This is a genomic window from Paenarthrobacter sp. NPDC057981, from assembly GCF_042886835.1.
Lineage (GTDB): Bacteria > Actinomycetota > Actinomycetes > Actinomycetales > Micrococcaceae > Arthrobacter.
In genome coordinates this window covers 25672-45447 of the sequence record NZ_JBHVQI010000019.1, presented here as the reverse complement: position 1 = coordinate 45447, position 19776 = coordinate 25672, and the positions used below count along the sequence as shown (strand labels likewise).

General features: G+C 63.7%; 23 protein-coding genes. 10 read left to right on the top strand and 13 right to left on the bottom strand.

Translation table 11 applies throughout. From position 1 onward, the window contains the following. Nucleotide 1 precedes the first annotated feature (1 nt). A complete protein-coding gene (locus ACFVSI_RS16235) occupies nucleotides 2-955 on the top strand; it encodes an aldo/keto reductase family oxidoreductase (protein ID WP_387825741.1) in 954 nt (317 codons plus the stop codon). Between the two features lie 92 nt (nucleotides 956-1047). Here the strand turns inward: ACFVSI_RS16235 and ACFVSI_RS16230 are convergent, their stop codons facing one another. Genes ACFVSI_RS16230 through ACFVSI_RS16215 form a run of 4 tightly spaced genes read right to left on the bottom strand, consistent with a single transcriptional unit; the run spans nucleotide 1048 to nucleotide 4848 of the window. Beyond that, entirely contained in the window at nucleotides 1048-1971 is a 924-nt protein-coding gene (locus ACFVSI_RS16230; protein WP_387825738.1) for a TauD/TfdA dioxygenase family protein, read from the bottom strand. A 53-nt stretch (nucleotides 1972-2024) separates the two neighbouring features. Next, nucleotides 2025-2936 (bottom strand): ABC transporter permease, encoded by a 912-nt coding sequence (locus tag ACFVSI_RS16225; RefSeq protein ID WP_387825735.1) that lies wholly within the window; start codon nucleotides 2934-2936, stop codon nucleotides 2025-2027. Further along, nucleotides 2936-3823, bottom strand: a complete 888-nt coding sequence (locus ACFVSI_RS16220) for an ABC transporter ATP-binding protein (protein ID WP_387825732.1) — start codon at nucleotides 3821-3823, stop codon at nucleotides 2936-2938. The genes ACFVSI_RS16225 and ACFVSI_RS16220 overlap by 1 nt, the downstream gene beginning before the upstream one ends. A 2-nt stretch (nucleotides 3824-3825) precedes the next feature. Next, nucleotides 3826-4848, bottom strand: a complete 1023-nt coding sequence (locus tag ACFVSI_RS16215) for an ABC transporter substrate-binding protein (RefSeq protein ID WP_387825729.1) — start codon at nucleotides 4846-4848, stop codon at nucleotides 3826-3828. Between the two features lie 379 nt (nucleotides 4849-5227). On the opposite strand from ACFVSI_RS16215, the gene ACFVSI_RS16210 reads away from it, so the two are divergent. Genes ACFVSI_RS16210 through ACFVSI_RS16180 form a run of 7 tightly spaced genes read left to right on the top strand, consistent with a single transcriptional unit; the run spans nucleotide 5228 to nucleotide 10613 of the window. Then, complete coding sequence (locus ACFVSI_RS16210; protein WP_144659369.1) at nucleotides 5228-6091, top strand: CoA ester lyase; 864 nt, start codon at nucleotides 5228-5230, stop codon at nucleotides 6089-6091. Nucleotides 6092-6099: 8 nt separating this feature from the next. Then, nucleotides 6100-7020 (top strand): DUF2797 domain-containing protein, encoded by a 921-nt coding sequence (locus ACFVSI_RS16205; RefSeq protein ID WP_387825725.1) that lies wholly within the window; start codon nucleotides 6100-6102, stop codon nucleotides 7018-7020. Between the two features lie 20 nt (nucleotides 7021-7040). Continuing rightward, a complete protein-coding gene (locus tag ACFVSI_RS16200) occupies nucleotides 7041-7265 on the top strand; it encodes a DUF3188 domain-containing protein (RefSeq protein WP_144659371.1) in 225 nt (74 codons plus the stop codon). Between the two features lie 53 nt (nucleotides 7266-7318). Then, a complete protein-coding gene (locus ACFVSI_RS16195; RefSeq protein ID WP_144659372.1) occupies nucleotides 7319-7768 on the top strand; it encodes a MaoC family dehydratase N-terminal domain-containing protein in 450 nt (149 codons plus the stop codon). A gap of 2 nt (nucleotides 7769-7770) precedes the next feature. Then, nucleotides 7771-8208 carry a MaoC family dehydratase gene (locus ACFVSI_RS16190; RefSeq protein WP_262275653.1) on the top strand — a complete coding sequence of 146 codons (438 nt, stop codon included), beginning with the start codon at nucleotides 7771-7773 and terminating at the stop codon, nucleotides 8206-8208. Nucleotides 8209-8249: 41 nt separating this feature from the next. Continuing rightward, nucleotides 8250-9536 (top strand): MFS transporter, encoded by a 1287-nt coding sequence (locus tag ACFVSI_RS16185; RefSeq protein ID WP_387825824.1) that lies wholly within the window; start codon nucleotides 8250-8252, stop codon nucleotides 9534-9536. A gap of 9 nt (nucleotides 9537-9545) precedes the next feature. Beyond that, nucleotides 9546-10613 carry a UDP-N-acetylmuramate dehydrogenase gene (locus ACFVSI_RS16180; protein ID WP_387825721.1) on the top strand — a complete coding sequence of 356 codons (1068 nt, stop codon included), beginning with the start codon at nucleotides 9546-9548 and terminating at the stop codon, nucleotides 10611-10613. 17 nt (nucleotides 10614-10630) lie between these two features. On the opposite strand, the gene ACFVSI_RS16175 is transcribed toward ACFVSI_RS16180, so the two are convergent. Beyond that, complete coding sequence (locus ACFVSI_RS16175) at nucleotides 10631-11110, bottom strand: hypothetical protein (RefSeq protein WP_387825718.1); 480 nt, start codon at nucleotides 11108-11110, stop codon at nucleotides 10631-10633. An 85-nt stretch (nucleotides 11111-11195) separates the two neighbouring features. On the opposite strand from ACFVSI_RS16175, the gene ACFVSI_RS16170 reads away from it, so the two are divergent. Then, nucleotides 11196-12317, top strand: coding sequence for a winged helix DNA-binding domain-containing protein (locus tag ACFVSI_RS16170; protein WP_387825715.1), 1122 nt, complete (start codon nucleotides 11196-11198; stop codon nucleotides 12315-12317). Nucleotides 12318-12681: 364 nt separating this feature from the next. Beyond that, a complete protein-coding gene (locus ACFVSI_RS16165; protein ID WP_387825712.1) occupies nucleotides 12682-13371 on the top strand; it encodes a hypothetical protein in 690 nt (229 codons plus the stop codon). A gap of 19 nt (nucleotides 13372-13390) precedes the next feature. Here the strand turns inward: ACFVSI_RS16165 and asd are convergent, their stop codons facing one another. The 8 genes from asd to ACFVSI_RS16125 all read right to left on the bottom strand — a co-directional run bounded on the left by asd (nucleotide 13391) and on the right by ACFVSI_RS16125 (nucleotide 19773). Beyond that, nucleotides 13391-14533, bottom strand: a complete 1143-nt coding sequence (asd, locus tag ACFVSI_RS16160) for an aspartate-semialdehyde dehydrogenase (RefSeq protein WP_144659378.1) — start codon at nucleotides 14531-14533, stop codon at nucleotides 13391-13393. Nucleotides 14534-14628: 95 nt separating this feature from the next. Beyond that, complete coding sequence (locus tag ACFVSI_RS16155) at nucleotides 14629-15030, bottom strand: hypothetical protein (protein ID WP_387825709.1); 402 nt, start codon at nucleotides 15028-15030, stop codon at nucleotides 14629-14631. Between the two features lie 24 nt (nucleotides 15031-15054). Beyond that, on the bottom strand, nucleotides 15055-15294 hold the full coding sequence (locus ACFVSI_RS16150; RefSeq protein ID WP_144659380.1) for an NF038396 family protein: 240 nt from the start codon (nucleotides 15292-15294) through the stop codon (nucleotides 15055-15057). Nucleotides 15295-15299: 5 nt separating this feature from the next. Further along, nucleotides 15300-15896: a dihydrofolate reductase gene (locus tag ACFVSI_RS16145; RefSeq protein ID WP_387825707.1), complete on the bottom strand. Its 597-nt coding sequence runs from the start codon at nucleotides 15894-15896 to the stop codon at nucleotides 15300-15302. Continuing rightward, entirely contained in the window at nucleotides 15893-16696 is an 804-nt protein-coding gene (locus tag ACFVSI_RS16140; protein ID WP_387825704.1) for a thymidylate synthase, read from the bottom strand. The genes ACFVSI_RS16145 and ACFVSI_RS16140 overlap by 4 nt, the downstream gene beginning before the upstream one ends. After that, nucleotides 16693-17085, bottom strand: coding sequence for a GntR family transcriptional regulator (locus ACFVSI_RS16135; protein ID WP_387825701.1), 393 nt, complete (start codon nucleotides 17083-17085; stop codon nucleotides 16693-16695). The genes ACFVSI_RS16140 and ACFVSI_RS16135 overlap by 4 nt, the downstream gene beginning before the upstream one ends. Beyond that, nucleotides 17082-18677, bottom strand: coding sequence for a hypothetical protein (locus tag ACFVSI_RS16130; protein ID WP_387825698.1), 1596 nt, complete (start codon nucleotides 18675-18677; stop codon nucleotides 17082-17084). The genes ACFVSI_RS16135 and ACFVSI_RS16130 overlap by 4 nt, the downstream gene beginning before the upstream one ends. Nucleotides 18678-18804: 127 nt before the next feature. Beyond that, a complete protein-coding gene (locus ACFVSI_RS16125; RefSeq protein ID WP_387825695.1) occupies nucleotides 18805-19773 on the bottom strand; it encodes an NUDIX domain-containing protein in 969 nt (322 codons plus the stop codon). Between the last annotated feature and the right edge of the window lie 3 nt (nucleotides 19774-19776).

Below are 19776 nucleotides of genomic sequence, written 5' to 3'. Positions count from 1 at the left end.
ATTGAACAATGCAAACGGGCGGGGACGCCTCATCTACGGCTGCATGGGACTGGGTGGTTCCTGGGACGGCACCGCCTACGGTGCCGCTGAGATTGACCAGGCCGCTGCAGTGATTGAATCGGCGCGGGGTATCGGCATCGGGCTTTTCGACCACGCCGACATCTACCGCAGCGGCAAGTCAGAGGCCGTTTTCGGTGAGGTCCTCGTCCGTTCGCCAGGCCTGCGGGAGAAAATCCAGCTGCAGACCAAGTGTGGGATCAGGCTGGGGGAGCGGGGATTGCAGACCCACTACGACCTCAGCAGGGAAGCCATCCTCGAACGGGTCAATGAGAGCCTGAAACGACTCCAAACGGAGTACGTCGACGTGCTGCTTCTGCACCGGCCCGATCCCTTGATGGACCCGCGCGAGGTGGCTGACGCCGTCGGGCAGTTGATGGCCGAAGGCAAGGTTCGGCAACTGGGTGTGTCAAACATGTCCGGCGCCCAGATCGCGTACCTCCAGGACCGCCTGGAAAGGCCCGTAGTGGCGAACCAGCTGGAGATGAGCCTGCTGAAGCGGGATTGGCTTGAGAGCACTGTGCTGGTCAACCATCCGGAAAGCGCTGGGTCCGGCTTCCCGCACGGGACACTGGAGTACTGCATGGACAAGGAGATTGAGCTTCAGGCGTACGGCTCCTTGGCCCAAGGGCGGTACACAGGTGCGGGCGGGCAATCGGCGGCGGAGACGGCCACTGCTGCGCTGCTCGAGCATCTGGCTGCGGAGAAGCACACCACGGTGGAAGCCGTCCTGCTGGGCTGGCTCATGAAGCATCCGGCCCGGATATCGCCTGTGGTCGGCACCACCAACCTTTCGCGCATCGGCGCATGTGCGGACGCCGCGGACGTGGCTGCAAGCATGTCCCGGGCTGAGTGGTACGGCCTGTGGATGGCGGCCCGGGGAAGCAACATCCCTTAAACCCAACTGAGTCGCAGTTCTTGTCGTAATCAACGCTCAAAACGACATCTACTGCGACTCAGTTGGGTTACAACAGCAACACATAAGACCCCCTAGGACAGTTCAGCGACCACGGAGTAGGTGCTGGAATCACCCTGGAGTGCCTGGCTCGGCTTCCCCTCCACACCCACGGGGATGTCGCCGGCGATGGTCACGCGGTTGAGCTTGCGCGGCTGGCCGTCGTAGTTGTCCGGAGCGTAGTGCTGGGTGATCCGGTTGTCGAACAGCACCACCTGGTTGGGCTCCCAGTTCACACGGACCACGTTCTCCGGACGGGTCACGTAGGCCTGCAGCAGACGGATGATGTCCTTCGACTCGGTGTTGGAAAGCCCCACGATCCGAAGACGCTGCGCGAAGCCGCCAATGAACAGCCCGCGCTCGCCGGTCAGCGGGTGCACGCGGACCACCGGGTGGGCGGTCTCAAACTTCAAGCGGGTGAACTCCTTGCGGCGTTCCTCGGCGTTGGCGTGCTCCAGGTTCTTTGGCACCGAGTAGTCGTAGTCGTTGGTGTGGATGGCCCACAGGGTGTCCGCGAAGTTGCGCAATTCCTCCGGAAGGTCCTGGTAGGCGCCGGCCGAAGAAGCGATCAGCGTCTCGCCGCCGTACGCAGGCAGGTCGATGCTGCGCAGGGTCGAAGCCTGGGGCGGGTTCACCACGAACGTGACATCCGTGTGCCAGTTGTTGGCCGAGCCGTTCTCACTGTCCACGGGAAGGACGTTCTCTTCACCCTCCACCGATGCCACGGTGGGGTGCGCCTTGGTCAGGGGGCCGAAGTGCGAAGCGAACTTCACCTGGGCTTCGTCCGTGAGGATGTTGGCCTCACGGAACACCAGTGCTTTGTGTTCGTTGAGCGCGGCACGGATCTGGGCAACCGTGTCCTCGCTCAGGTCGCCGCTGATGTCCAATCCGCGGATCTCGGCGCCGATGCGGGAGCCCAGCTTGGCGAATTCGAGCTTGGTTTCGGTAATGACAGTCATTGTTTTTCCTTTTCTTTCAGTGATGGGTGTGGCTGGATCGCCACGGGTGAAACTTAGGAAGCGGCAGAACCAACGGCGGTCCGCCAGCGGGAGAAGTGCCGTTCCAGGCCGACCAGCAGGAAGTTCACTCCAAGCCCCAGCAGGGAGACCGTGAGGATGCCTGCGTACATGTCCGGGATGAGGAAGCTGCTCTGCGCGTTCACGATCAGGTAGCCGAGTCCGGCCTTGGCGCCGACCATTTCGGCGGCGATCAAGACCAGGATGGACGCGGTGCCCGCCATGCGGATGCCGGTGAAGATGGTCGGAACCGCCGAGGGCAGGATGACCTTCTGGAACAGTCGGAAGCTGTTCAGGCCCAGCGAACGCGCGGCCCGGATCAGCAACGGATCAACGGTCTTCACGCCGGCGATCGTGTTGAGCAGCACCGGGAAGAACGCAGCGTACGCCACGATGCTGATCTTGGATTCCTCACCGATACCCAGCAGCAGCGTGAAGACCGGAAGCAGGGCAAGGGCGGCGGTGTTGCGGAACAGTTCCAGCAGCGGGTTCAGGACCGAGTTCAGCCGTCCGTACCAGGCAATCAGCAAGCCCAGCGATACACCAGCCACCAGGGCCGCCCCGAAACCGGCCACCGAACGGGTCAGGCTCGCCGCGATGTGGCCTTGGATGGTCCCGGCTTCGAACAGCTTGCCCCATGCCAGAAGCACTTCATGCAGCGGCGGAAGGAATACCCGGGTGGAGGGGCTGGCCAAGTACGTCGGCCCGAGCTCCCACAGCAGCAGGAAGGCAAGGATGGCGGCGGACTTCCACACGCCCGAACCCACAGCCGAGGTGACGCGGCGCACGAGGCCGGGGGCCGGCGTCGTACGTTCCGCCGTGGGTACTTGTGAAACGGTAGGCTCGACGGCGGTTGTCCGCTGGGGTGCGGACGCGGCGGTTTCTGCCTGTGCGAGGGTGGTGGTCATCAGGCTGCGCTCCTTTCAGGGATGGTTGCTGGTTCGTCGGGGGCACTGCCGTCCGGGAGGATCTTGCGGTGTCCGGCGTCCTGTGCCCGGCGGACTTCGTCGTGAAGCAGGGTCCACACCTGGTGCCGGTGCTCTACGAACGCAGGGTTGGAGCGGATGTCCTCATCGCCGTCACGGTCCGGGATATCGATGTCCACGATTTCCTTGAGCCGGCCCGGGCGGGCACTAAGGACCGCAACGCGCTGGCCCAAGTACACGGCTTCATCGATGCCGTGCGTGATGAAGACGATGGTCTTGCCGGTGGCCTTCCAGATCCTGAGGAGCTCGTCCTGCAACTGCTCGCGGGTCTGGGCATCCAAGGCCGCAAACGGCTCGTCCATCAGCAGCACATCGGGCTCGTACGCCAAGCTGCGGGCGATGGCTACGCGCTGCTTCATGCCGCCCGAGAGCTCGTGCGGGTAGCGGTCCTCGAAGCCCGCGAGGCCCACCAGCGCCAGGTACTCCTTGGCTTTCGCGGCGCGCTCGCGGCGGGTCAGCTTCCTGCCGTCCGCGCCCACACCCTCGAGTCCGATGGAGACGTTGGCCGAAGCCGTCCGCCAGGGGAACAAGGCGTACTGCTGGAAAACCACGGCCCGGTCTTTGCCAGGTCCTGTTACCGGCTTGCCGTCCACCAATACCTCGCCGGAGGTGGGCGTGGAAAGCCCGGCAAGCAGGTCCAGGAGCGTTGTCTTCCCCGAACCACTGGGCCCCACCAAGGTGAGGAATTCGCCGTCGCGGACATCCAGGCTGAGGGAGTCGATTGCAGTCAGCGTCGTGGCGGGGGTGGACTTGGTAGCCCGGACCGTGAACTTTTTGGTGACATTCCTGAGGCTGATCTTCGCTGTCATGGTCATCCCTTCTTCGCGAGATCGTTGAAGTCGTTGGTGTAGTACTTGGACGCGGTCAGCTTGTCCTTGACGATTCCGGCCGAGTTCAGCCAGGCCTCCCACCGGGTGAAGTCCTTGTCCTGGATCACGCCCGTGTCCGGTACGCCAGGGCTCTTCCAGAACTTCAGATTGGCCGTGCTCTCGTTGCGGCCACGGCTTTCGATGATCTTGGTGAAGCGGGCAATGACTTCCTCACGCGGTGTTTCAGCTGCCCACTTGATCGCTTTGGCAACGCCGGTGGTGAAGGTGCGGGTGGTGTTCGGGTTCTTCTCGATGAAGTCGTTGCGGAGCACGATCTGCCCGCCTGCGAAGTTGCCGAACAGCTGGACGTCGCTGAACAAGGAGCGCAGTCCGCCGGCTTCAACGGCACGGTCCTGCAGGACCCCGCCGAGCGTTCCGGCATCCACCTGGCCGCGGCGGATCGCTTCCTCGGTGTCGTTGGGAGCCAGGGGAACCAGCTGGACCTGCTTGATCTCGTCCTGGCTCAGGCCGTTCTTGGTCAGCCAGGTATTGATGACAGCCTCATGGTGGGCGCCCAAGGTGTTGACCGCGATCTTCTTGCCGATCAGGTCCTTGGGACCTTTGATGTCGCTGTCTGCCTTGACGTAGTAGCCGCTGAAGGTCTTCTCGTCCGAACCGTAGTAGTTCACGACGCCCTTCACCGGGGCTCCGGCCTCGATCAGCTTCACCACCGCGCCGGAGAAGGCGCCGCCGAAGTCCGTCTGGTTGGTGGCTGCGGACTGGATGTCCTGGGGGCCGCTGGTGGTGTTTCCCACCCAGTTCAGCTTCAGGTCGCCCAGGTAGCCGAGGTCCGCTGCCAGTTCGGGGAAGGTCACGTTGTTGGCCGAGCCTTGGTACCGAAGTTCCTTGACCTCGTTGCCTGGCTGACCGCTTTGTCCGGCTTCGGCTGCACCGCCGCAGCCGCTCACCGTCAGCGCTAGTACGACGGCGGCCGCGACGCTCAGGAGGGGCAGATGCAGTTTCATGGGAGCTACTTTCGATGGATTGGAGTGGGTTGGGGTGATCCGCTGCGGCAAGTACTTGGCGAGCTGTGCAACGGCTTGGGAACGATGAAAGCCCATGACGACGGCGGCTGGGAAGTAGCGCGGTAACGCCCGGAAACGCTGCGAAACAGCCCGAAACGGGACGAAATCCTGAGCCATTCCCGGCAACCGGGCGACTCAAAGACGCCGTGTTGAGCCGCGTGAACAACAGCGTCAGGCGGGCCGTTCATGACTGGCGTGTACCGCCGTCGGGCCTTCATACTGCGGGACTCCACAGTCATATGGCGTTTAGTTCGTATTGATCCTCACAAGGAACGCGAATTCTTGGCCTTGCGGGCGGCAGGGCGGATACGGTAGATACATGACGTCTAGCATCGCCGCCGAATCCATTCGGCCCACCCGCAATATTCCTGCTGATATCGCCCGTTCCTGGCTTCTCGTGAATGCCATGAAGACGGAGCTTTTTGACGAATCTGCGGCTTCGCGTGCTGACGCCATCATCCTTGACATCGAAGACGCCGTGGACCCGTCCCAGAAGGACGCTGCCCGCGAAAACGTCGTGAACTGGCTCGCCGGCGGCGGCCAGGCCTGGGTCCGTATCAACGATGCCACCAGCGATTTCTGGGCCGATGACCTCGCCGGCCTGCGCGGTACTCCGGGGCTCCTGGGCGTCATGCTCGCCAAGACCGAATCCGCGGACCAGGTCACTGAGTCGTACCACCGCATGGACGGCAAGACTCCCGTGGTTGCTTTGGTGGAATCCGCCCTCGGCATCGAGGAAGCGAACCACATCGCCCGCGCACAGGGTGCCTTCCGCCTGGCCTTCGGTTCCGGTGACTTCCGCCGCGACACCGGCATGGCCGCAACCCCTGAAGCCATGGCGTACCCGCGCGCCAAGCTGGTTGTCGCCAGCCGCGTAGGCAACCTCCCGGGACCCATCGATGGACCCACCGTCGGCACCAACCACCCGATCCTGCGCGAGCAGACGGGCATCACCGTGACCATGGGTATGACCGGCAAGCTGTGCCTGGCCATCGACCAGACCACGGTTATCAACGAGGTCATCAGCCCCACGCCGTCCGACGTCGCCTGGGCCACCGACTTCATGAACGACTTCGAAGCCAACGGCCGCGTCATCCGCGACGGCTCCGACCTGCCGCGCCTGGGCCGTGCGGAGAAGATCATGAAGCTCGCCGTGGCCTTCGGGGTCCAGCCTTCCCTGTAAGAGGCTCCGTGCTGGTCCACGGAGTCGCGTGGGACTCATCATCCCCGGCGTTGCGGCTCCACACCCCGGATGGGGAATTTACTGATGTTGCGTTGGCCCAGGGTTCATCCCTGGGCCTGCGTGTTATGCCCGGTTTGTGGTGCCTCGGCCACGTCAAGGTGCATGGTCCCGGCGACAGGACACATGTTCCCTGTCCCGGCAGTTCTCCTGCCGAACGTGGCAAACAGTGCGGTGCCTGCTTCGCGCGGGACGACTCCCGGCTCATGCACGACTTCCACCGCGGCGGCTCCGTGCCACCGGGGCTCCGGTCTTATCTCATGCAGCCGCACTGGCTCTACGTGGCCACCTTCGCCAACGGTGCCAGCAAAGTTGGTACTGCTTCGGCCCAGCGCAAATGGAATCGCCTGGCGGAACAGGGCGCCGTCCATGCTTCCTATGTTTCACGCGCTGAAGACGGCCGTGTCGTCCGATTGCTCGAGGACCTCGTAACCCGGGACCTTGGCCTCGTCCAGCAGGTCCGTTCGGCAGCAAAGGTGGCATCGCTCGTGGAGCCGCGTGCCGGCGTCGAACTCCAGGGCATCAACCGGAAGCATGCCGCCGACGTGCGTGAATTGCTGTCGGGTCTGGCCATGACGGGGTTCACCGTTGTGGAGGAGGAGTGGGAGCGGCCTGAGTTGGCCCACCAGCTGTGCAGCGCCCGGCCGTCCGGCGCCATCCGCCATCCGTACCCGGCCGCGTTCGACGGCGGCGGGCACGGTTTGCGGGTCCACTCACTATCGGGGGCCATCGCCTTGGCAGGCTTGCCCGACGCCGGGGGCAATGAGGTAGAAGGTACCTTTGTGGCCGACCTCGGTGCCCTGAAAGGGCGGCGGATCGAATTCGGGCCCCACACCACGGAGATCCCGGCACTGCAGGATTCGTTGTTCTAGAGCCCCGGTAGACTTGGACGGTGCTTGAACAATTCTGGGCCACCGCCTCAACCGCCTATAAAGTGCTGGTCTTCAGTGCCATGGGGCTGATCGCCGTCGGACTCATCCTGTCCATCCTTGGGAACACCACCGGCAACCAGGCGCTGGCGGTGGCGTCCTTGCCCGTGATCGGCGTCGGACTGATCCTCCACGTCACAGGACTGGTGGTTCGGGGCCAGAAGATCCGCAAGAGCTACAAGAAGTAGGCGCCCCGGAGTTCCGCTCTTCCTGCACGGCCGGTGCCCGATAGGGTTGGTGCATGAGTATCAATCCGGACCTGCAGGGCCGAAGCTACCCTGCCGCAGAGGTATACGACGTCGGCCGTGAAAAAATCCGCGAGTTCGCCAAGGCCGTGAAGGCCAGCAACCCGGCGCACTTCGATGTTGAGGCAGCCAAAGCCCTCGGCCACAGCGACCTCGTCGCACCCCCAACGTTCGCCATCATCATTGCCCAGCGCGCTGATGCACAACTGGTTGAAGACCCTGAGTCGGGCATCGACTTTTCCCGCGTGGTCCACGCCGATCAGCGGTTCACCCACCACCGCGCCATCGTTGCCGGGGACCGCCTGGTGGCCGAACTCCACGTCGACGGCGTCCGGGCCATGGGCGGGGGAGCCATGATCACCACGCGCTCCGAGATTTCCACGGAGGCAGGCGAAAAAGTCGCCACCACAACCTCGTCCATCCTGGTCCGCGGAGAGGGACAGTAACCATGAGCCACTCATTCGAAGAACTGAGCGTGGGCCAGGAAATTGGCACGCGCAGCATTGACGTCACCCGCCAGGACCTTGTGAAGTACGCAGGAGCTTCCGGCGACTTCAACCCCATCCACTGGAACGAGGCCTTTGCGACGTCCGTGGAACTCCCGGGCGTCATCGCCCACGGCATGTTCACCATGGGTGCGGCCGTGCAGCTGGTGAGCGACTGGGCAGGCGACCCAGCCGCCGTCGTCGACTACCAGACCCGCTTCACCAAGCCCGTAGTAGTCACCGACACCACCGGCACCGACGAAGCAGGTGCTGTTATTGATGTCACCGGCGTGGTGGGAGCGCTCGACGCCGATGCCCGCACCGCCCGTATCGACCTCACCGTGGTGGCTGCCGGGCAGAAAGTCCTCATGAAGTCGCAGGCGGTTGTGAAGGTCTCTTGAGCCAAGCAAACGACGCACAGCGGCGGGCGACTGCGACGGAAATGTTGCGGTGGCGCGTCGCTGTTCTTGCTTCCTATGCCGCCAGCGGGGTCGCCTTTGCCACCTGGGTGTCCCGGTTGCCGGCGATCCGTGATGGCCTGGACCTGACCCCGGGCGGCATCGGCCTGTTGCTGATGTGCATGACTGTTGCGTCCTTCATTTCGATTTCGGCTTCGGGGCTCATCGTGCTGCGGCTCGGTCCCAAACTGACCACGAGGATCGGCAGTTGCATGGTGGGGGCGGGCCTGGTCATCGTTGGCATTGGGGCCTCGATCGCTGCCAGCCCGCTCGTTGTTGCCGCAGGACTGGTGGTTCTTGGGCTGGGTACTGCGAGTTGGAACACGGCATCCAACGTGGAAGGCGCGGCACTCGAACGCGGGCTGGAACGGCACATCATGCCGCACTTGCATGGGGCCTTCAGCTTGGGAACCGTGGCCGCCGCAGGATTCGGGGCATGGGCAGCCGCAGTGGACATGCCTGTCTTCTGGCACTTCCTGGTGGTGGGCGTAGTGGTTGCGTCCTCGGTGGTCACAGCAAGTTTCTGGTTCCGTGCGGAAAAGTCTGCCCCCGCTGCCGCACCTTACAAGCCCCGTGAGACGGACACCTTCCAGGACCCGTCTACGGGACCGCTGCCCATTGTCAGCGTCCAACCCTCCGGGGCCGGGGCAGAGACCGCCCCACCGCTGGACAACAAGCGGCTTGTCGCCCTCGCCTGGCGTGACCGCCGGACCCTTCTGATCGGTGTCTTGGTCCTTGGCTTGGCCTTGGCAGAAGGCGCTGCGGGAGACTGGGTGGCTTTGGCGCTGGCCGATGGGCACGGGCAAAGCGACGCGGCGGGCGCTGTGGGTTATGGCGTGTTTGTCACGTTCATGACTGTCGGGCGGTTCACGGGGACGGTGGTCCTCGACCGGTTCGGGCGCGTACGGGTGATGCGCTGGTGCTCCGCCACCGCCGTCGTTGGTCTTGCGCTTTTCGTATTTTCCCCGGTTCCTTGGCTTGCCTTCGTGGCGTTGGCGGTGTGGGGACTGGGCGCTTCGCTGGGCTTCCCGGTGGGTATGTCGGCCGCGGCCGATGATCCCGTTCATGCAGCCGCCCGTGTCTCCGTGGTGTCCACCATTGGATACGGCGCGTTCCTGTGCGGGCCGCCACTCCTCGGGCTGTTGGCCGAGCATTTCGGCATCCTCCATTCCCTGCTGGCGCCCCTGGTCCTGCTGGTGGTCAGCTTCTTCCTGGCACCTTTGGCCGGCAAGCAGAAGGCAGCGTCCATGGAGTCCAGCGAATCCCGTTAGGCTTGATTGGTGACCCAGATGCTTCTTTCAGAATTGACCACAGCTGCCGTCGGCGGCCCCGCAGGGAACTATGTTGAAGCCCGCACCGAAGCAGAAATCATCGACGCCGTCCGCTCGGCCGACGCCGCGGGGGAGAAACTCCTGATCATCGGCGGAGGGTCCAATCTGTTGATCTCCGATGACGGCTACCCGGGTACCGTCCTGAAGATTGCTTCCGAAGGTTTCACCGTGAACTCCGAGGACAGCTGCGGAGGTGTCTCCGTGGTGGTCCAGGCGGGCCACAACTGGGATGCGTTGGTGGAGTACTCCGTGCTGCATGCGTGGTCGGGCCTGGAAGCTTTGTCCGGCATTCCGGGCGCCACGGGAGCTACCCCCGTACAAAATGTCGGAGCCTACGGGGCAGACGTTTCACAAACCATTGCCGCCGTGCGGACGTGGGACAGGGAGCGCAACGCCGTCCAGACCTTCACCAATTCGGAGTTGAAGTTCGGCTACCGGGATTCAATCCTGAAGCAAACCACTGTTGAAGGATCCCCGCGGTACGTGGTGCTGACAGTGGAATTCCAGCTGCCGCTGGGCCGCATGAGTGCCCCGATCCGCTACGCCGAGTTGGCGCGAACCCTGGGTGTCGAGGCCGGAAAGCGTGCCTACTCCAACGATGTCCGCCGTGAAGTTCTCTGGCTCCGGGCATCCAAGGGCATGGTCCTTGATGCCGCCGACCGCGACACATTCTCCACGGGATCCTTCTTCACCAACCCCATCGTCCCCGCCGGGCGCGCCGCGGAACTCCCCGAGAATGCTCCCCGGTATCCCGCGGGATCGGACGGTTTGGTGAAACTCTCCGCGGCATGGTTGATCGACCAAGCCGGCTTCGGGAAGGGCTTCGGCCTGGAGGAGTCCAGCGTTTCAGGCGGCCGTGCTTCCCTGTCCACCAAGCACACCCTTGCCATTACCAACAGGGGCTCGGCGTCGGCTGCGGACATGGTGGCCATCGCGCGTGAGGTGAGGGCCGGCGTCGTCGAACGTTTTGGTATTGAGCTGCACCCGGAGCCTCTGCTGATCGGCGTCAGCCTGTAGCCAACTGCCGCACGCGCTTAGCGGGTCCTGCGTTCGGCGATCGGGAGCACCTTGTTCAGCAGCAGGAACGTGAGTCCGCAGCTGACAGATCCCAACAAAAAGATCTGGCTGAACGCGATGCTCTGCGGCGACGGCCCACTGGGCATGAACAAGCCTGCGGTGGCGAAGCCAACCAGCCCCAGGAGCAACACGATGGCTCCCAGCAGGAAGCTGCGGACCTGGGCTGCGGCCGCAGGGTAGTACCACGGCTCGGGGGCATCGTCAGGGCGATCGGAGAGGGGCTGGCTGGCCGCACCGGTCCCGATCAGCAATGCTGCAGCCGCAGTCGCGATTAAGCTGACAGTCTGGATGGCTTGCATCGAAGGGGAGAGGCTTACGCCGGTTCCAACCGCTACTATCAGCCCGGAGCCAAGCCCGACGAGCGTGCAGAACCAACCGGCGGTAGCCAACCACCGGCTGAGCGGCCGCACAAACGGAGCAAGATCACCAAAAAGCATGGAATCATCCTAGGAGCCGCTGCTGGGTGACGGCTGGGAGGCGCGGCAAGGTTCCCTGTGCTTGTTGCTGCTCTTAGGATGAAGCATGCCTGCACCCGTTACTCCGCGCGTCCTGGGCCGATTGCGGCTCGCCAGCCAAGGCTTGTTGGGAGGCGGTTTCTCCACTGTTCCCCAGGCCGTCCGCTGGATGACGGCCCTGCAGGCGCAGGATCTCGGCTCGGCATTATGGGCGGTAGGCCAGCGGGTACCCGGCATCGCTGCCTCGGATGTGCGCGCCGCACTCGATGCCGGGACGGTGGTCCGATCGTGGCCGATGCGGGGCACCCTGCATCTGCTGGCCCCGGAGGACCTCCGCTGGATTTTGGGTATCACCAGTGGACGGCTGATGAACGCCGTGGCGGGGCGCCACCGCGAGCTCTCCATCAGCCCCGATGACATCGCCCACTGCCGGGACATTGCTTTCAAGACCACCGAAGTCCTCAAGGCGGAGGGTGCGCCGGGTGCGACCCGGGAGCAGCTCTTCCAGGCCTTCGAGGAAGCCGGCCAGCCCACCAAGGCGCAGCGCGGCATTCACTTGCTCGGGAGCCTCTGCCAACGCGCGTGGCTGGTCCAGGGGCCGATGGCGGTCTCCAACGGGAAGATCGGGGTGCAGCAACTCTTCGTACCGTTGGATGAATGGATCCCGGAGTCCCGGGACCTTGGCCGGGAGGAAGGCATCGCCGAGTTGCTCTTCCGGTACGTCAGGAGCCGGGGGCCGGCGACGGTGAAGGATTTCTCCTGGTGGAGCCAGATTCCCCTGACGGAGGCCCGCGCCGCCCTCGATGCGGTCCGTGACCGCCTGATTGAGCTGCAGTTCGGCGGTGCCGGCTATTGGCTCTCGCCCGAGTCAGCGGCAATACTCGACGACGGCGTTCCCGGCTCGCGCTCGTTGCTGGCTCTGCCCGGGTTCGACGAGTACCTGCTGGGCTACCAGGACCGCAGCTTGGTCCTGGATCCTGAATTCGCCGAGCTCGTGGTGCCTGGAAAGAACGGGGTATTCAAGCGGATCATCGTCTCCGGGGGCGAGGTTATCGGGACGTGGACCAGGACGGTGAGTGGCAAGACCATCGGAGTCGGGCCTGAGCCGTTCGCGGGGACGTTGGGCCCGGCGGCGGAGCGGTCCTTCCAGGCCCAGGGCCGTGCGTATCTGAAGTTCATGACCGGCTGACTCCCCGCTGCGGGTCAAAGTCGTTGTCGGCCCGCTTTTACGTTGTAGCCCAACGACGATGGTGCGGGGCCGCGACGCACTAATAGCCGCCAATTGGCCTGACAGCACCACTGCTGTTACGTCGGAACTCGCAGGAAAAGGCTTGGGCGACCGCGTGCTGACAGCGGGTGTGCGCTCCGGCAAGCTTATTCGGGTAAGACGGGGCGCATACGCCCGAAGCTCAGACTGGCGTCGCCGACCTCCCTGGGAGCAGGACCTGCTGAGAATCCAAGCACACCAGCTTAGTTCGCGCTCGGCCAGTCTCTACAGCCATGCCAGTGCCGCGCGCCTGCATGGATGCGCACCGTGGGATGGTGGGCCCCTGGTGCACGTCACCACGCCGTTCTCGCCGGCCCAGGCAAGTTCCGGGGAGGATGTACAGGCACATGGGGGAGCGCTGGAAGCTGCCGAGATTGTTGAGATCCTGACTCCTTGGGGGCGACGCGCAAGAGTGTCGAGCCTGGAGCGCACTGTCGTCGATTGTGCCCGGACCCTGGAATTCGAAGGGGCACTGGTGGTCGCAGACCAAGCCCTTCGCAGAGGGGCGGATCCGGTGTTGATTCAGGCTTATGTGGACGGGGGCCGGATCACGAGAGGCGCTCGACGCTTGCGGCGGGTGCTGGACGCAATGGATGGCCGTTCCGAATCCGTGGGCGAGACCCGGACGCGTGCTCTTTTGGAGAGGGTGGGAATCCCGGAAGCCGTGCTTCAGCTCGAAGTCGATACCCCCATCGGTCGCTACCGCGGAGACTTCGGATGGCCCGACAGCAAAGTCATTCTCGAGTTCGACGGCCGCACCAAGTACTTCGACTATACGCCCACTGACGAGGTGGTCTTTCAGGAACGGAGACGTGAGAAAGCACTCAAAGCATTAAGCTGGGACGTTATCCGCATCGAGTGGCAGGACCTCGGCAGGCCGTGGGAAGTGGAACGGCAAGTGAAGACTGCCTTGTCGAGGCCAGAACGTCGAAAACCCGCTGTTCCGTTGCAGGGCAGCAACGGAACAGCGGGTTAGGGACGTGAAAATGCCTGGGTTAGAGCTTGCCCGTCACAATGTTGAGCATGCGGCGAAGCGGTTCGGCTGCACCCCACAGGAGCTGGTCGCCTACGGTGAAGGCACTGATGTACTCCGGACCCATTTCGAGCTTGCGGATACGGCCAACCGGGATGTCCAGGGTGCCGGAAGCTGCAACCGGGGTCAGGTCCGCCATGGAAGCTTCCTTGGTGTTGGGCACAACCTTGGCCCACTCGTTGTCCTTGGCCAGGAGGTTCTCGATCTCCGTGACGGACAGGTCTTCGCGAAGCTTCAGGGTCAGCGCCTGCGAGTGCGAACGCATGGCGCCGATGCGGACACAGAGTCCGTCCATGGCGATGTGCTCCTTGCCCGGGGTTCCCTTGGACGTGCCAAGGATCTTGTTGGTCTCGACCCCGGCCTTCCATTCTTCCTTGGACTGGCCGTTGCCGAGGTCGGCGTCGATCCACGGAATCAGGGACCCGGCCAACGGAACGCCGAACTGGGTGGCATCAACGCCGGTGCGCTGGGTGGCGAGGACCTTGCGGTCGATCTCCAGGATGGCCGATGCCGGATCCTCGAGTTCGCTGCTGACCTCGTTGTTCAGGGTTCCGAACTGGTTCAGGAGTTCGCGCATGTGGCGCGCGCCGCCGCCGGAAGCGGCCTGGTACGTCATGGACGTACCCCACTCGACGAGGTTGTTCTTGAAGAGGCCGCCAAGGCCCATCAACATGCAGGAAACCGTACAGTTTCCGCCGATGAAGTCCTTCACGCCGCCGGACAGCCCGGCGTCGATGACGTCGCGGTTGATGGGATCCAGCACGATGATCGAGTCGTCGTTCATGCGCAGGGTGGAGGCAGCGTCGATCCAGAGACCGTCCCAGCCGCGGCTGCGGAGTTCGCTGTGGACCTGCTTGGTGTAATCGCCGCCCTGGGCGGTGACAATAATCGGCAGCTTGGCAAGCGTCTCAATATCGAACGCATCCTCGAGCTTGCCGGCCCCATCAGCGAAGGACGGGGCGGCACCTCCTGCGTTCGAGGTGGAGAAAAATACCGGGTTGATGTTGGCGAAGTCGTTCTCTTCCTGCATGCGCTGCATCAGGACGGAGCCGACCATGCCACGCCAACCGACCAGTCCTACGGACGGATTAGCTGCTGTAGTCATTCTCCAAGTCTAAACTTTTGGAGCAGACTGCCGCTGTTGGTTACGTCACGCACCCAAAGCACGACGCCGGCACTCGCCACAGCGATTGAGCGGACTCAGTCGCGGGGAGTGTTACGGCGGGTTGGCAGTTCGATGGTTTTGCCGTTCTGCTTTCGAAGGCGAGAGGCTTTGCGTTCCTTGAAATACAGGAACCAGGCAGTCGGGACGAGCCAGAGGCCGACGACGATGGTAAAGACAATCTGTACCCAATTGATTTCTTCGGTGCCATCGACAAAAAGCTTCACCATCAGTACGCCTACAAACGCCATGATCAGCGAGATCAGGATGCTGAGAAATAGAAGTCCGCCCGCTGAGTTGATGGGTTTGACGGCACTGCCGACGTCCCCTTTGTAGACCCCATACTCTTCAACTGTCAGGCCTTGGCGTTCGGCCTCGGCCTCGATCTGCCGCGCGTAGTATCCCTTTCGGTGTCCGCGACGGCGCTCTGGTGGGGTCATGAAACTGGTCCCTCGGCCGCGAGCCTAGAGGCCGGCGTCGGGTCCTTGCAGTGCCTCGTGCTCCTGCAGCAAAGCGGCCTTGCGCTTGCGCAGGGCAAAGAACGCACCGAACGTGAACACCTGCGTGACAACAACCAGGACGATGATGCCCACGATCTTGTTGCCCCCAAGAATCATGGTCAGCCCAACAATGGCCGAGAGCAGTGCGAAGAGCGGCAGCAGCATGTAGCCCAGCACGAAGAGGGTTTCGGGTTTTTTCAGCATGCTTCCTAGCTTTCGTTCCGGCGCCACGTGGTGAACCGGTAGTTGGTGCCGTTCTTGGAGGTGAGCCAGCCTTCGGCGGGCGCAACGGTGTCGAAGGTCCAGTCATCGCCGAGTTCGGGTGCGTAGGTGTCACCTTCCACATCGGTGTCGATGATGGTGATGACCGCAATGTTGGCGATGCCCATGGACTGGCGGTAGATTTCCCCGCCGCCGACGATCCACACTTTCTGGCCGCCGGGGGCAAACTGGGATTCCAGCAGGGCCTCGTCCAAGGAAGACACTACGACGGCGCCCTGCGCCTCCGGACTCTCAGCCCACTTTTCATTGCGGGTCACCACGATGTTGGTCCGGCCCGGGAGGGGACGGTACTTTGCGGGGAAGGATTCCCAGGTCCGACGCCCCATGATGACCGGGTGTCCGGTGGTGATCTGGCTGAAGTGCTTCATGTCCTCGGGCAACTGCCACGGCATGGTGCCGTCCTTGCCGATGACACCGGACGTGGTTTGGGCCCAGATCATGCCGATGCCGGTCATAGTGGCAGCGGTTTCCTGGGTGAAGATGACGCCGGGGAGCTGGTCCGGGCTGGAGGAAGAGTCGCTCATACCGCGATCGGCGCCTTGATGGTGGGGTGGTGGCGATAGTTGACCACTTCGAAGTCGTCGAGCGCGTAGTCAAAGATCGAGTCGGGCTTGCGGAGGATCTTGAGCTGCGGGTACTCGTACGGCTCGCGGCTGAGCTGCTCGGTCACCTGTTCCACGTGGTTGTCATAAACGTGGACGTCGCCGCCCGTCCACACAAATTCGCCCGGTTCGAGGCCCAGCTGCTGCGCCACCATGAGCGTCAGGAGCGCGTAGGAGGCAATGTTGAACGGGACACCCAGGAAGGTGTCGGCGGAGCGCTGGTACAGCTGGCAGGACAGCTTGCCATCGGCCACATAGAACTGAAAGAACGCGTGGCATGGAGGCAGGGCCATGTCCTTGAGTTCTGAGACGTTCCACGCGGAGACAATGTGGCGCCGGGAATCGGGGTTCGCGGCGAGGCTCTTCATGACCTCGGAGATCTGGTCGATGTGGCCGCCGTCCGGGGTGGGCCAGCTGCGCCACTGGACACCGTAAACGGGACCGAGCTCGCCTTCCGCATCTGCCCATTCGTCCCAGATGGACACGCCCTGGTCCTGCATCCACTTCACGTTCGAGTCCCCGCGCAGGAACCACAGCAGCTCCACCGCGACGGACTTGAAATGGACCCGCTTGGTGGTGATGAGCGGGAAGCTTTCGGCGAGATCGAACCTCAACTGGCGTCCGAACACGCTGCGCGTTCCGGTTCCGGTGCGGTCGGATTTGTGCGTGCCGTTGGCCATGACGTCGCGCAGGAGGTCTTCATACGGGGTGGGGATGCTCACGGCTCAAGCTTACTTGCCAACCTTCCGCGAAGCAGGTCAATCAACGTTTCATCGCTCACACCCGCGCCCCGCGCGGTCCGGATCAAGCGGTCGACGGCGGCAATCACCTCCGCGTCTGCCCCTGCGGTGCCGTTTTGCACGGCAGGGGGCCCGACGACGACAGTCCCGTTCCGGCGTCGTGATTCAATCAGTCCGGACTGCTCAAGTTCCTTGTACGCCCGCGCTACCGTACCCGCCGCGATCCCGAGGTCCGCCGCAAGGCTCCGCACAGTGGGCAGGCGACTGCCGGGTGCCAGGACCCCGACGGCGATCAGGGAGCTGAGCTGTCTACGGATCTGTTCGTAGGGCGGGACCGGGTCCGCGAGGTCGATGGTGATCCCGGCGGTCACTGGGCGCGTTCCGCGGTCTGAGCGGGCTTGCTGCGGGGGATGGCACGGAAAAGGCTCCGGACCGGCGTCACCGCGACGACCACTGCAAAGACGGCAAGGACGACCCCCGCCATGTACACAGGACTCGGTCCCAGTTGATTGAACGCCGGGAAGAGCGTTCCCCATGCCTCGGCGTTTCCAAGCAGCATCACCGCGGATTGGGCCAGGAAGAAGGCCGCCAGCGTCCGGACGATCCTGTACATCGTGATGGCACGCAGCGCGGCATCAAGTCCGCGGCTTTCCCCGGGTTCGGGAAGTCCGCGACGACGTCGCGCGGCCAGGATCGCGGCGGCACCCACCAGCCCCACGCCGAACGTGAGGGCGAGGTAGGTGGGCCACGAGGGTGGTCCCACCAGGAGTGCTTGCGCAGCGCCGGTCATGACGATGGTTACGGCGAATAAGGCAGCCGAAGCGATGGCGAATGTCAGCAGTCCCCTGGATACTGCCTGTCGCGGCCAAGCCACGGGCGCCGCCGGGTCGCCGTAATTGCGGGCGACCAGCAGCTCGCCTGCGGCAATGGCGAGCAACACCAGCACGGCGGTCACGGAGACGACGATCGTTGGACCAAGGGAGTCTTTGCCTTGTACGGGAAAGAAACCGAACCAGAACACCAAAGTCAGGAGCGGCAAGACGCCTGCGACTCCAAGGACCGCTCCGAGGGACACGCTGAGTTTCGCTGCGCCGTGCGTGCGGGGATCGGCGCGAAGAGCGGCGCCACTGGTGGATTTCCGGGCTGCCTGGAGGGAGGGAAGAATGGGCACCCTCCACCACCACATGACCAGCAGCACGGCCATGTTGACGAAGCCCAGCGCGTTGAACCATGACGACTGCCACGCAACTCCAGGCTCGGGGAGGGCAGCGTAGTTGCCGGCGATGCTGGCCAGGCCCGCAGCGATGGTGGCTACCGTACGCAGGAGGCGGTTTGCTGCTATGGCCCGGAGGGTGAGGTTGTCCTCGCTGCTGAGGGTTTCCAGGTGGCGGCGTCGTGCTATGAGCACCAGAACCAACCACGTACCCACGGCGAGTACCAGCAGGGCTCCCCCCAGCCACCCCGCCAGTTCCGAACCCGCGATCCTGCCGTCCTGTCCCTGCCCAACGTAGCCGGTGTTGTATTCCGGGAACTGCCGGGGTGTCGTGTCGGGAAGTACTGGAGCGTAGGCGGGAAGTGCCGCGATCGAGCCTATGGCGATGGCGGCGTAGACGAAGATGCCAGCCGTCCAGAAGGCAAGTTTCCGGGAGAGGAAATCGCTGATCCGGCGGACCCTCAACTCGGCGTACCTGCGGGGTGCCTTCGGTGCCGGATAGCTCCACTGGCCCAAGGAGTGAACGGTCAAGGCCGCAAGGACGGGCCAAGCGAGGGCCGTGAATATCTGATCCGGAGCAGTCGGTACGTTCGATGTCGACGTGTTCGCCTTGAGGATGCCCGCGCTCATCGCTCCCTGGAGGGAACTGGCCATCCAGCCAATGATGCCGACCCAGAGCCCGTGCGATTCCACGGACTTGGCATCGGGCTTGGACCAGACCTGCACCCTGAGAAAAAGGTAGACCAGCACGGCGCCGATTATCGGCCCCACTATCAGGAGCGGCGGCAAGTAAAAAGACAATGTAAAGACCCCCCAAGTCTTCGGATCAATGTGTCAAGTATTTGATACAAACACCCGGGGGTCAACCATGTCGGCCTTAGTCGTCGAAGGGCTTGACCTGTTCCACTGAAACAATCTTCCGTTCCGATCCCCGCACTACCTGGCACACAATGACCTCACCCGGCGAAAGGTAGGGGTCGGCCGCGGGCAGGACCGCGCGCAGGTTTTGTGGCATGTGCTGCCCCAGCTGCTTCAAGGCCGTGGGCAGGGCAGGCCGATGGGTACACACGGCGATGGGCAGCTGTTTGTCGAACAACGCCTCGATGGCGGCGGCAGTCTTCTTGGGGGAGCGCTGGTGGTGGTGTTCGGTGAGAGCCTCCACCAGCTTGACCTTGGCGCCCGACGCCTTCGCGTACGGGGCGATGGTTGCCACGCACCGTGCCCAAGGGCTGGAGACCAGACGCTGCGGCTTCCAGACATTCAGCAGGCGCTGCACAGCAACTGCCTGTCGCTGGCCCGTAGCGGCCAGGGGGCGGTCACCCTCCGCCTTGGTCCACGAGGACCTCGGCTTTGCTTTCGCGTGACGGATCAAAATCAGGGGCCACGTGTCCAATTCGCCGCGGACGTGGGCCTTCTCCAAATATTCCAGAGGCTTCACATCCGTGGGATTGCTGAGGAAGGACGCTGCCCGGTCCGGGCTGCACCACATCACGCTGTCCACTTCCTTGCCATCGGGACGGAGCGGTTCCCCGTTGACCTTGGCGGCCCAGTAGTGGACCACCTTCAGGCCAGCGGATACGTGGTAGTGAATGGCAGGCAGCGGGATACCCAACGGAGCGCGGAGACCTATCTCTTCCCACACTTCACGGGCTGCGCACTCAGGTACTGTTTCGCCGGCGTCGAGCTTTCCTTTGGGCCACGACCAATCGTCGTAGCGGGGCCGGTGGATCAACAGGACCTCCAAAGCGCCTTTGTTGACGCGCCAGGGAATGGCGCCGGCGGCCACGACGGCCACCGGCTCGCCGGGGTGGTCTGTCTGATCCTCCACGGGGGTATCGCTGTTCAACTG